Genomic DNA, 12,912 nt, shown 5'->3' with positions numbered 1-12,912 from the left:
AACACAAAGTAATGAATATGAAAAAAGGAACCATATATCTGTTTCTAACAATTATGCTTACAATGATGAGTTGTACATCAATGAAAGTTGTAGAGTATAATATAAAGAACGCTCCCAATATTGCTCTTTCTGATACAACCCCAATTGTGCTATTATATAATGTAAGCAAAATATCAGTACAAGAGAATCAAACAGTATTGAAGATACAAGACTCTGTTGCGCAATATATATTTGCAGCAATATCAGACAGACTAAACTCATCAGAATCCCCCTGCATAGTAAAAGAGTACATTGTTGATTCTCCCTCTTCGCAACCAATAACTAAGAATAAGATAGAAGAGTACAATCCTTCGGGAAATAATATTATAGCATTAAATAAGGTTTATATAAATCCCTATTATCGTTCAGGAACAATAGATGAAGATTGGCACTTTGTTGATTTGTTTGTGCCCACCGAAATACAACTCTCTATTGCCCGTCCTAATTATGATACAATAGTATCATATTCGTGTGTTGATACATTAGTATTTAATGGAGCAGGTTATACACGTGAAGAGGCAATAAATTCATTACCATCACACAATGAATGTATAAATAAATTAGTTCCCAATATAGCAAGAGTAGCATCGACACAATTTATGCCAAGTAACAAAAGTTTTGTACGACTCTATTTTGTCTCAGGCAACAGAATGATGCGAAAAGCAGATAAATTTTGGAGAGAAGGAAAATACGATGAAGCGTCATTTATATGGGAATATCTTTATGAAAATAAACGTTCAAAGAAATTTCAAGCACGAACAGCAGCAAATTTAGCAATGTACGAAGAGATAAAACACAATTTTGATAAGTCGTTAATGTGGGCACGTATATCATTCGCACTCCATTCACGCAAGAAGAGCGTATATGATCCCGAGATCGCATATCTATCAGATTATATTCAACAATTACGACTTGATTTAAGAGAGCAACAAGAACGAAGCAGAAGCAATATTTATAGATTTGAATAGTTTGCAAAAAAAAATCTTGAAAAAAAATATCAAAATATTTGTAAAGAAGAAAAATCTATATACCTTTGCAAGGTGGAAATTACAAAACCGCATAAAAACGAGATGAAAAACTTAATGTCAACATTCGCATACTTTTATTATTACTTTTACTTTAACATCAAGTAAGAGCGGGGTTTTGCGTGTGTAAGATATAAGAAATAAATAAAAACAAATACAATATCCCGTTCTTTAAAGAGCGGGATTTTTTATTAATATAACAATGAAAGAGATTAAACCTGCAAACAGAGTAGGAACAATAAGCGAGTACTACTTTTCGAAGAAATTAAAAGAGGTGGCAGAGATGAATGCACGAGGTTTGGATGTAATAAGTTTAGGAATAGGCAGTCCTGACCGTCCACCTCATAAAGAGGTAATTGAGACTTTATCAAACGATGCCGCACAAGATACAGCACACGGATACCAGCCATACGTAGGTATAGCTAAATTACGCGAGGCATTTGCCACATGGTACTCAACATGGTTTGGTGTAGAACTTGATTCAAAAACAGAGATACAGCCACTTATAGGCTCAAAAGAGGGAATATTGCACATTTCGTTGGCGTTCCTAAATCAAGGTGATGGAGTATTAGTTCCCAATCCAGGATACCCAACATATAGTTCGGTAAGTCGTTTAGCAGAGGCAAACATAATAACCTATAATCTAAAAGAGGAGAACGATTGGTTGCCCGACTTTGATGAGATAGAGAAAAATGACCTCTCAAACGTAAAACTAATGTGGGTAAACTATCCCAATATGCCAACAGGAAGAGTAGCCACAAAAGAGTTGTTTGAGCAGTTGGTAGCCTTTGGTAAAAAACATGGCATAGTAATAGTAAACGATAATCCATATAGTTTTATCCTTAACGATAATCCATTAAGTATTTTATCAGTAGAGGGAGCAAAAGATATATGTATCGAACTCAACTCAATGAGCAAATCGCATAATATGCCAGGTTGGCGTGTAGGAATGTTAGCATCAAATCCTCAATTTGTAGCGTGGGTATTAAGGGTAAAAAGCAATATCGATTCAGGAACATTCCGCTCAATGCAAATAGCTGCATCAAAAGCTCTATCGCTTGGCAAGGAGTGGTACGAAGAGATAAACACAATATATCGTCCACGAAGAGTATTAGCCGAAGAGATAGCCACAATGTTAGGATGTAAATTTGATCCGGCACAACGAGGAATGTTCCTATGGGCAAAAGTCCCTGATAAATATAAAGATGGAGCAGAGTTAGCCGATAAAATATTATACGATGCAAGAGTATTCATAACACCAGGAATGATATTTGGAAGCGAAGGCGATAAATTTATACGCATATCACTATGTGCAACAGAAGAGAAATTAAAAGAAGCAAAAGAGAGAATTAAAGCAATATTATAAACAGAATATAAAAATTTAATACATACAACTATGGAAATGCAATTTGAACCAATCACCCTTCCAGGGTTAGACGCAAAACGCCCACTTGTAATAGCAGGTCCTTGTAGTGCAGAGACAGAGGATCAAGTAATGGAGACAGCAAAAGATTTAGCATCGCGAGGTATAAAAATATTCCGTGCCGGAATATGGAAACCACGCACAAAACCGGGAGGTTTTGAAGGAGTTGGAAGCGAAGGTCTTTTGTGGCTTAAAAAAGTAAAAGCAGAGACAGGAATGTATGTAGCAACTGAGGTTGCAAACCAATACCATGTACTTGAAGCATTAAAACACGGAGTAGATTTGTTGTGGATAGGTGCAAGAACAACAGCTAACCCCTTTGCTATGCAAGAGATTGCTGATGCACTAAAAGGAGCAGACATTCCAGTATTGATTAAAAACCCAGTAAACCCCGATATAGAACTATGGATAGGAGGAATACAACGTATATACAATGCAGGACTACGCAAAATAGGTGCAATACATCGTGGATTTAGCAGCTACGATGAAAAAGTATATCGTAACTCGCCACAATGGCATATACCCATTGAGTTGCGTCGTCGTTTGCCGGATTTACCAATATTTAGTGATCCCAGTCATATCGGTGGAAAACGTGATTTTATTGCTCCACTATCTCAACAAGCAATGGACTTGGGATTTGACGGACTTATAATAGAGTCACACTGTTCTCCTGACTATGCATGGAGCGATAAGAACCAACAAATAACACCGGGAGCACTTGATCTTGTATTAGATGATTTGATTATACGTGACCAACACACAACTACCGAAGACTTAGGAGACCTTCGTAAACAAATTGATGTATTGGATAACGAACTAATAGACCTTTTGGCAAAACGTATGCGTGTATCTCGCGAGATAGGAAGATTTAAAAAAGAACATAAAATGACAGTTCTTCAAGCAGCACGCTACGATGAGATATTGAAAAAACGAGTTGAGCAAGCTGAAGCAGCTGAAATGAAAGGTGAATTTATGATGACAATTATGCAAGCCATACACGAAGAGAGTGTTCGTCAACAAGTTGAGATATTGAAAAGCGATAACTAATTGTTATTTGATAAAACTTTGCTAACTAAGATGTATAAGATAATCTTCTAAGAGATAGTTATCTTAGATATCTTAGTTAGCATAGAAATCTGTATATTATGAAAATATTAATAATGGGAGCAGGCAAGATGGGATCGTTCTTTGCCGATGTGTTAAGTTTTGAACACGAAGTGGCAATGTTCGATAAAGATTCTGCACGCTTACGATTTACATTCAACACCCTACGATTTTCAGAATTAGAGGAGATAAAAGAGTTTGAACCCGAACTACTTATAAATGCAGTAACGGTAAAATATACCATTGATGCTTTTAAAGAGGTGATACCATATCTCCCCGAAAGATGTATAATTTCAGATATAGCATCAGTAAAAACAGGGTTGCCTGAATTTTATAAAGAGGCAGGGCGTCCGTTTGTTTCAACACACCCAATGTTCGGGCCAACATTTGCCAACCTAAGTGATTTAAGTACACAAAACACAATAATCATTTCAGAGAGTGACCACTTAGGAAAAGTCTTTTTTAAAGACTTGTATAGCAAGTTACATTTGAACATATTTGAATATACATTCCAAGAGCACGATGAAACAATAGCCTACTCGCTATCAATTCCCTTTGCTTCAACATTAGTTTTTGCAAGTGTAATGAAACATCAAGATGCACCAGGAACAACATTCAAAAAGCACATGAACATAGCTCGAGGATTGCTATCAGAAGATGACTATCTATTAACCGAAATTCTTTTCAACCCTCACACACCACAACAATTAGAAGATATACAAAAACAGTTATCTATATTACAAAAGATGGTAGAAGAGAAAGACGCATCAGGAATGATAAAATACTTGAATGCAATTCGAGGAAAATTGAAGTAAAAACAACACAAAACAAAAAGAGCAACCAAGAATATAAAAAACTTGGTTGCTCACTTTTTTTTAATTATCTTTGCGGTAGATAAACTACCGCGAAAATAGGCTACACCTCGGCATAACTTAAACAAGTTTAGTTCCGCTCTCGGTTTGCACTATTTAGTATAGAAGATATATAAGAAAGAATATGAGTAACAACACTTTACTTGATAAATTAGAGACTCTGCAATTTCGCTTTGAGGAGGTGGCAACGCTTATAACCGACCCTGAAACAATTGCCGACCAAAGACGATATGTAAAACTCACCAAAGAGTATAAAGACCTTGAAAAAATAGTAGAGGCAAAAAAAGAGTATGAAGGATGCTTAAACTCTATTGCTGAGGCAAAGGAGATATTGGAGAGTGAGGATGATGCCGAAATGCGTGAAATGGCAAAAGAGGAGTTAGATATAAATAGTGAGGCATTACCACAAATTGAGGAGAAGATAAAACTTCTTTTAGTTCCGGGAGATCCACAAGATGATAAAAATGCAATACTAGAAATTCGTGGCGGAACAGGAGGAGATGAGGCAGCAATATTTGCAGGAGATCTTTTCCGTATGTATTCAAAATATTGCGAAACAAAAGGTTGGCGTCTTGAAGTATCAAGCGTAAGCGAAGGCTCAAGTGGAGGATTTAAAGAGATTATCTGTTCTGTATCCGGAGAGAAAGTTTACGGAACTCTTAAATACGAATCAGGAGTACACCGAGTGCAACGAGTACCGGTAACCGAGACACAAGGACGCGTACACACCTCTGCTGCATCAGTAGCCGTATTACCAGAGGCTGAACAATTTGATGTTGAGATAAACGAAGGTGAGATAAAATGGGATACTTTCCGTTCAGGAGGAGCAGGAGGACAGAACGTAAATAAAGTTGAGTCTGGAGTTCGTTTGCGTTATATGTGGAAGAATCCTAATACAGGCGAGACAGAAGAGATATTGATTGAGTGTACCGAAACACGCGACCAACCAAAAAATAAAGAGAGAGCATTGGCACGACTTCGTACATTTATATATGATAAAGAGCATCAAAAATATATCGATGACATTTCGAGCAAACGCAAAACAATGGTATCGACAGGCGACCGTTCAGCAAAAATACGTACCTACAACTATCCTCAAGGACGTATAATTGACCACCGCATAAACTATACCATATACAACCTATCAGCATTTATGGATGGCGATATACAAGATTGTATTGATAACCTTATGATTGCCGAGAATGCTGAGAGATTAAAAGAGAGTGAACTATAATTTAAGTTTTTAGTTGTTAGTTTTTTGTTTTTAGCATTTAAATTTCTAACAACTAACAACTACCCAAATGGGCAACGGAGTTGACAACTAACAACTAAATAGACATGACACGTAAAGAACTTTTTGAGAACATCAAACGTAAACGCTCATTTTTGTGCGTAGGTCTCGACACAGACATTAAAAAAATACCTCAACACTTGTTGTCAGAGGAAGAGCCAATCTTTGCTTTCAATAAAGCGATAATTGATGCAACAGCACAATATTGTGTAGCGTATAAACCAAACTTAGCATTCTACGAAAGTTTAGGAGTAGAGGGATGGATAGCATTTGAGAAAACAGTGAAATATATCCAAGAGAACTATCCCGATATGTTTATAATTGCTGATGCAAAACGTGGTGATATAGGAAACACATCAGAGATGTATGCTCGTTCATTCTTTGAACACTTAAATATTGATTCTGTAACTGTAGCCCCCTATATGGGAGAGGACAGCGTAAAACCATTTCTTGGCTACGAAGGCAAATGGGTAATTCTATTAGCATTAACTTCAAACAAAGGCTCACACGATTTCCAATTAACAACAGATACAGAGGGAGAGCAACTATTCGAAAAAGTAATGCGTACAGCACAAACATGGGCAACACCAGATGAGATGATGTTTGTAGTTGGAGCAACACAAGGAGAACGCTTTACTGATGTTCGTAAAGTTGCACCTAAATCATTCCTATTAGTACCAGGAGTAGGAGCTCAAGGAGGAAGTCTTCAGGATGTATGTAAATATGGAATGATTGAAGATTGCGGACTATTAGTTAACTCTTCACGTGGAGTTATATATGTGTCAAAAGGAGAAGACTTTGCAGAGGCTGCAGCACAAGCAGCAGAGTCTGTGCAAAAAGAGATGGAGGCAATACTAAAAGAGAGAGGGATAGTATAATATAAAAAGCAAAAAAAATATATATAAACTAACGAAAATTTATTAACTTCGCACTCATATACAAGAAACATAACCAATTAAAATAAAAAAAACTATGCAAACAATCGACAATTACAATTTTGCAGGTAAAAAAGCAATCGTTCGCGTTGACTTTAATGTACCTCTAGATGAGAATGGAAAAGTTACTGACGATACTCGTATTCGCGGAGCACTTCCTACACTTAAAAAAATTCTTGCTGACGGTGGTGCATTAATCATCATGTCACACATGGGAAAACCAAAAGGAAAAGTAAATCCTAAATTCTCACTTGGACAAATCAAAGACGTAGTAGCAGAGAAACTTGGAGTAGCAGTACAATTTGCACCAGACTGTGCAAAAGCAGCAGAACAAGCAGCAGCACTTAAACCAGGAGAAGTTTTATTACTTGAGAACCTTCGTTTCTATCCTGAAGAGGAAGGAAAACCTGTAGGAATTGATAAAGAAGATCCTGCATATGCAGAGGCAAAAGAGGCAATGAAAGCAAGTCAAAAAGAGTTCTCTAAAACACTTGCAAGTTATGCTGATGCATACGTAAATGACGCATTCGGAACAGCACACCGTAAACACGCTTCAACAGCAGTTATCGCCGACTACTTTGACGCAGATAACAAAATGTTAGGTTACCTAATGGAGAAAGAGGTAAATGCTGTTGAGAACGTACTTAACAATATTAAACGTCCTTTCACTGCAATTATGGGAGGCTCAAAAGTATCAACAAAAATCGGTATCATTGAGAACTTGATGGATAAAGTTGATAACCTAATCCTTTGCGGTGGTATGACATACACATTTGCAAAAGCAATGGGCGGAGAAGTAGGTCTTTCGATCTGTGAGACAGACAAACTTGACCTTGCTCTAAACATCATTGAGAAAGCAAAAGCAAAAGGAGTAAACCTTGTACTTGGAACAGACTGTGTTGCTGCAGATTCATTCAGTAACGACGCAAACACTCAAATTGTTCCTGTTGGAGCAATTCCTGAAGGATGGGAAGGTCTTGATGCAGGTCCTGATACTCGCGTATTGTTTGCTAACGCTATCAAAGATGCAAAAACAATCCTTTGGAACGGCCCAGCTGGAGTATTCGAATTCGACAACTTCACAGCAGGATCACGTGCAATTGCTGATGCAATAGTTGAGGCAACAGAAAACGGAGCATTCTCACTTGTAGGAGGAGGAGACTCAGTAGCATGTGTAAACAAATTCGGTTTGGCAGACAAAGTATCTTACGTATCAACAGGTGGTGGTGCTTTGTTAGAGGCTATTGAGGGTAAGGTGTTGCCAGGTATTAAGGCTATCAAAGGCTAGTAAAAAGTTGCAAGTTGGCTAATTTTTGTCCTTTGTTTGATTTTTTAATGCTCATTTAGGAAACTAAACTCCGCTTAAAAAAATCTACACAAATCCCAAAACTTATCTCAACTATCAAACTTTTTAAAATATAGAGAAGGAATATAATGTTCCTTCTCTTTTATTTTGATCACATACGTCTGTATGCTCCCGTCATTTTCTTCGCCAAGTTTGTTGTATCTTAACCTTTCTAATAAAGCATTAAAACAGAGCGAAAGTCCTTTTGGATTTCCGCTCATTTAATTAATAGTAATTTCTAACAACAAAAAATAAGATGCACAGCAGCGTACAACTAACAACTATCTTCAAAATAGTTCGGTAATTTCTGCTCCTACATAATCGATTAGTTTTTGAGGCGATATTTTAAGTTGTAATCCTCGCACTCCTGCACTTACATATATATAAGGGAAGTTTGTGGCTGTTGAGTGAAAGAATGTGGGATATGGCTTTTTCATTCCTATTGGACAACAACCTCCACGAATGTAACCTGTCAAAGGTAATAACTCTTTCATTGCTATCATCTCGGCACTTTTGTTACCAGATACCTTTGCTGCATATTTTAGGTTTACTTCGCAATTACCCGGTATAACACAAACAAACAGTCCGTTGCGATCACCTCGCAACACAAGGGTTTTGAATACCTGATTTATATCTTCGCCAAGTTGGTCGGCAATATGCTGAGCCCCAAGGTCGCTCTCATCTACTTCGTAGGGTATCAACTCATACTCAATTTTTGCTTTGTCTAACAGACGTGCAACATTGGTTTTATTTATCTTTTGAGGTTTCATCGTTATCTTAATTTGCAAATGCGAAGGTAATAATAAGTTGGTAATTATCCAATTTGTATTGTTTATATAGTTAATATATGTTAAAATAGGGGGGGGGTAATTTTTCCCTTGCATATTATTAATTTATTTAATATCTTGCAAAAAATTAACCTCAAAAACAAGAGAAGTTATGAGACTAAAAAAAACAATCGCACTAATTGCATTAATAGTATTATCTTCTACATTTGCGAGTGCAAATAGTGAACAACCTCGTGGAATAGATTTAGAAGAGAATGCTTTTGGCATACCAGTAGATCAAATAACTTTTGACAGTAAAGAATCTTATACAATTTCATTTTGGGCTAATATAAAAGAGTTTAATGACAATACAGAAATATCTCAATTGATTAATATTAGAGATGTAACTGATGAGTGGCCAATGAATAGTTGGGGTTGGATGTGGGGAGTTATAAATCAATCGGGAGATATAGCATACACAGTCAGAAATGGAGCTAATACTCCTCCCTCTTCGCAGTTAGTAGATGATTCATTTATCTTAGAAACAAACAAATGGCACTATTATACTTTTGTATTTGAATACAAAACCTCTACCTTGAATATTGATTTATATATAGATGGGAAACTCATATATACTCTTACTTCTCAAATAAGAACGTACGTTGAAGATGATAAAATAATTATGATAGGAGGTCAAAATTTTACATCTGCTCCTCTAAACGCATACATTGACAAAGTACAACTCTACAACAAAGCATTAACGCAAAACGAAATTCAAACAACAATGACAGCCCCCTTATTAAATGATAATTCTCTTAAAGGATATTGGGATTTTGAAGAGGGGTGCAATACTAACTCGGAAGGCTTTATGCCCAGTGACTATGGAACGATAGAAGCGACAATGTATAAAGGGACTTTTGGAGAAGTAGAAATTGTACCTTTTACATTTGGCGAGGGAATTAAAACGGAAGAAGATATAAAACTACCTGATGTATTTCCTACTGAAGATGCAGAATGGGTAATAAGATATAAAAACACTATGGCTAACGATTTTATTTGTGGCATTGAGGAGATAGGAGATACAACAAAATTTTATTATTGTCCTGAAGGTACATTTACAGTTAAGTACTATTTAGAGGGTGACACTATAATTAATGATAAAACTTATTCAAAGTTATATGATGAAACAGGTAGTTTTATTGCAGGAACAAGAGTAGAGGGAGAGAAAGTTTATGTAAAACCTGAATGTTATATTCAAACTTGTAGCGACTGCTCTTATAGTCGAGGGAATGATGATTATGAAAGTAGAGTGACACTATATGATACAGAATATCCATTATATGATTTTGAGACAGGAGAGAGTTGTTTCCCATGGATATACAACAACTGTAATCATATAGATATAGCGGAGTTATGTGAGGATAATATGGTATATGGTCTTACGAGGGGAATAGGCTCAACAGGAATGGGACTATGGTTTGATTATACGCTATTATTGACAGGCTCACAAACTTTGCCTAGTTTAGAGTCATTTACATATAAAGGAAAAAGATTCTTTTATAGGCCTTATTACAAAGAAGTTATAGTTATTAACCCAGATGGCGTTAAGAACCTAAATAGTTCCTCTGATATTAATATTAGAGTTGATAACTACTCTCTTGTAATAGAAAAATCAGATAATAATAAACATCTTAAATTAAGTTTATACAATACTCAAGGTATTATGGTAAAAGAGAAGAAATTATCTGATGAAATAACTCAAATATCATTAAGTGAGTTCCCGCAAAGCGGTGTTTATATTTACCATATTTCAGGAGAGAATGTTTATAAATCGGGCAAAATTATTGTGAAATAATTAAATAATAAAGAGCAATAAAAGAGGCTATCAAACAAGAATATTGAGATAGCCTCTTTATTGTTTTTATCTTTTTATTTGACTTTTATTACTATTGTTTATTATTGGATTGTTTTGTATCTTTGCAGTTTACAGAGAAGATATTTCTATATAGGAATAAGAACTATTATATAATTGATATTTACTAATTTATTTATAAGATAGTCAGATGATTAAAGTTAAATTACTTAACGGAAATGCTCAAGAGTTTTGTACTGAGAGCAACGAGGTAAATTTTATCGATGTTTTAAAATCGATTGATCCTCAACTTTTAAATAGTGTTGTTGCCGTTAAATTAAACGGCGAAATTACCGATTTAAGAACGACTATCACGACGGATTGCGATATTGAACTTGTTACTACCGATAGCAAGGAGGCTCTTCATATTCTTCGCCACACCACTACTCACATTATGGCAGAGGCGGTTACCCATCTTTTCCCTGAGGCTAAAGTTACAATAGGTCCTGCTACTGAAACAGGTTTCTTCTATGACTTTGAGTGTGCTCCTTTCAGCAAAGAGGATTTGGAGAAGATTGAGAAGGAGATGAAGAAGATTATTAAATCGAACCCAAGAATTGAGCGTAAGGTTGTTTCAAGAAATGAGGCTTATGAACTTATGAAGGCTAAAAACGAGCCTTATAAGTTAGAACTTATTGATGCTATCCCTGAGGGAGAGACTATTACTCTATATTCACAAGATGATTTTGTTGATCTTTGTATGGGCCCTCACTTGTTAAATACTAAAATGATTAAGGGCTTTAAGTTACTTTCAACTTCAACTGCTTATTGGCGTGGTGATAAGAGCAATGCTTCGTTATCGCGTATATATGGTACTGCGTTCTTTACTAAAGAGGATTGCGATGCTTATCTCGCTCACTTGGAGCATATCAAAAACATTGACCACAACAAGATTGGTAGAGAGATGGAGTTGTTCACAACTGTTGATGTTATTGGTCAAGGTTTGCCTTTGCTTATGCCTAAGGGTGCTAAGATTGTTCAAACTCTTCAACGTTGGATTGAGGATTTGGAGGATAACGAGTGGGGTTACATCAGAACTAAAACTCCTTTGATGGCAAAGAGCGATTTGTATAAGATTTCGGGACACTGGGATCATTACAAAGATGGTATGTTTGTTCTTGGTAACGAGGAGGAGGATAAAGAGGTGTTTGCTCTTCGTCCTATGACTTGTCCTTTCCAATATTATGTTTACAAAGCAACTCAACACTCTTATAGAGATCTTCCTTTACGTTATAGCGAGACCTCTACCCTATTCCGCAATGAGGATTCTGGTGAGATGCACGGTTTGACTCGCGTTCGTCAATTTACTATAAGCGAGGGACACTTAATTGTTCGCCCCGACCAGATGGTGGAAGAGTTTAAAAACTGTCTTGCTTTGGCTAAACATGTTATGACTACTCTTGGTCTGCAAGATGATGTTACTTACGTTTTGGCTAAATATGACCCAGAGAACACTACTAAATATATTGGTACTGCTGAGGTTTGGGAGGAGACTCAAGAGCATATTCGCCAAATGTTACGCGAACTTGAAATTCCTTTTGTTGAAGAGGTTGGTGGTGCTGCATTCTATGGTCCTAAGGTTGATATAAACGCTAAGAACGTTTATGGTAAAGAGGATACTATGATTACTGTTCAATGGGATGCTCTATTGAGCGAACAATTTGATATGTACTACATTGACCAAAACGGAGAGAAAGTAAGACCTTATATTATTCACCGTACAAGTATGGGTTGCTACGAGCGTACTCTTGCTTGGTTGATTGAGAAATATGAGGGTAAATTCCCAACTTGGTTATCTCCTGAACAAGTGCGTATATTACCTATATCTGACAAATATATTGAGTATGCTGACAAGGTTGCAGCAGAGCTTAAACGCAACGGAGTGCTTGTTACTGTTGATGGCAGAGCGGAGAAGATTGGATACAAGATCCGCGATGCCCGTAACAATCGTGTTCCTTATATGTTGGTTATTGGTCAACAAGAGGAAGAGAGCAACTCGGTTGCTGTTCGTAGTCGCTTTGCCGGCGATGAGGGTAGCAAACCTTTGGCTCAGTTTGTTTCTGAAATCTGTGAAGAGATTAGAACTAAGGCTATCCGCAAAGAGGTTCCTCAAGAGAATAAGTGATAATTATTACTAAATAAATATTTGTTTACAAGGCTAAAGGGTATATCGTTGATATGCCCTTTGCTATTTTAACA

Annotated in this window: 10 protein-coding genes; 9 read left to right on the top strand and 1 reads right to left on the bottom strand. The window is 36.5% G+C overall.

The features are described from left to right. Positions 1-17: 17 nt before the first annotated feature. From IKK64_01065 to IKK64_01035, 7 genes are all read left to right on the top strand, one after another. The gene (locus IKK64_01065) at positions 18-1,007 is read left to right on the top strand and encodes a hypothetical protein (GenBank protein MBR4118651.1); all 990 of its coding nucleotides are present in this window, start codon (positions 18-20) and stop codon (positions 1,005-1,007) included. Positions 1,008-1,266: 259 nt separating this feature from the next. After that, positions 1,267-2,430: an aminotransferase class I/II-fold pyridoxal phosphate-dependent enzyme gene (locus IKK64_01060; protein MBR4118650.1), complete on the top strand. Its 1,164-nt coding sequence runs from the start codon at positions 1,267-1,269 to the stop codon at positions 2,428-2,430. Between the two features lie 30 nt (positions 2,431-2,460). Further along, the gene (locus IKK64_01055) at positions 2,461-3,534 is read left to right on the top strand and encodes a bifunctional 3-deoxy-7-phosphoheptulonate synthase/chorismate mutase type II (GenBank protein MBR4118649.1); all 1,074 of its coding nucleotides are present in this window, start codon (positions 2,461-2,463) and stop codon (positions 3,532-3,534) included. Positions 3,535-3,632: 98 nt separating this feature from the next. Next, positions 3,633-4,406 (top strand): prephenate dehydrogenase, encoded by a 774-nt coding sequence (locus IKK64_01050; protein ID MBR4118648.1) that lies wholly within the window; start codon positions 3,633-3,635, stop codon positions 4,404-4,406. Between the two features lie 181 nt (positions 4,407-4,587). Then, positions 4,588-5,697 carry a peptide chain release factor 1 gene (gene prfA, locus IKK64_01045; protein ID MBR4118647.1) on the top strand — a complete coding sequence of 370 codons (1,110 nt, stop codon included), beginning with the start codon at positions 4,588-4,590 and terminating at the stop codon, positions 5,695-5,697. A gap of 104 nt (positions 5,698-5,801) precedes the next feature. Beyond that, positions 5,802-6,632: an orotidine-5'-phosphate decarboxylase gene (gene pyrF, locus IKK64_01040; GenBank protein ID MBR4118646.1), complete on the top strand. Its 831-nt coding sequence runs from the start codon at positions 5,802-5,804 to the stop codon at positions 6,630-6,632. 94 nt (positions 6,633-6,726) lie between these two features. Further along, positions 6,727-7,977: a phosphoglycerate kinase gene (locus IKK64_01035; protein ID MBR4118645.1), complete on the top strand. Its 1,251-nt coding sequence runs from the start codon at positions 6,727-6,729 to the stop codon at positions 7,975-7,977. Positions 7,978-8,321: 344 nt separating this feature from the next. On the opposite strand, the gene ybaK is transcribed toward IKK64_01035, so the two are convergent. Further along, the gene (gene ybaK / locus IKK64_01030) at positions 8,322-8,804 is read right to left on the bottom strand and encodes a Cys-tRNA(Pro) deacylase (protein ID MBR4118644.1); all 483 of its coding nucleotides are present in this window, start codon (positions 8,802-8,804) and stop codon (positions 8,322-8,324) included. 169 nt (positions 8,805-8,973) lie between these two features. Between ybaK and IKK64_01025 the strand changes: the two genes are divergently transcribed. Together IKK64_01025 and thrS are read left to right on the top strand one after the other, a co-directional pair. Then, a complete protein-coding gene (locus tag IKK64_01025; protein MBR4118643.1) occupies positions 8,974-10,656 on the top strand; it encodes a T9SS type A sorting domain-containing protein in 1,683 nt (560 codons plus the stop codon). Between the two features lie 208 nt (positions 10,657-10,864). After that, complete coding sequence (thrS, locus tag IKK64_01020; protein MBR4118642.1) at positions 10,865-12,838, top strand: threonine--tRNA ligase; 1,974 nt, start codon at positions 10,865-10,867, stop codon at positions 12,836-12,838. The last annotated feature ends 74 nt before the right edge of the window (positions 12,839-12,912 follow it).

The sequence above is a fragment of the Bacteroidales bacterium genome, assembly GCA_017521245.1.
In the GTDB taxonomy this organism is placed as follows: domain Bacteria; phylum Bacteroidota; class Bacteroidia; order Bacteroidales; family G3-4614; genus Caccoplasma_A.
Note: the sequence above shows the minus strand (reverse complement) of the source record. Positions and strands in the feature narration are given on the sequence as shown.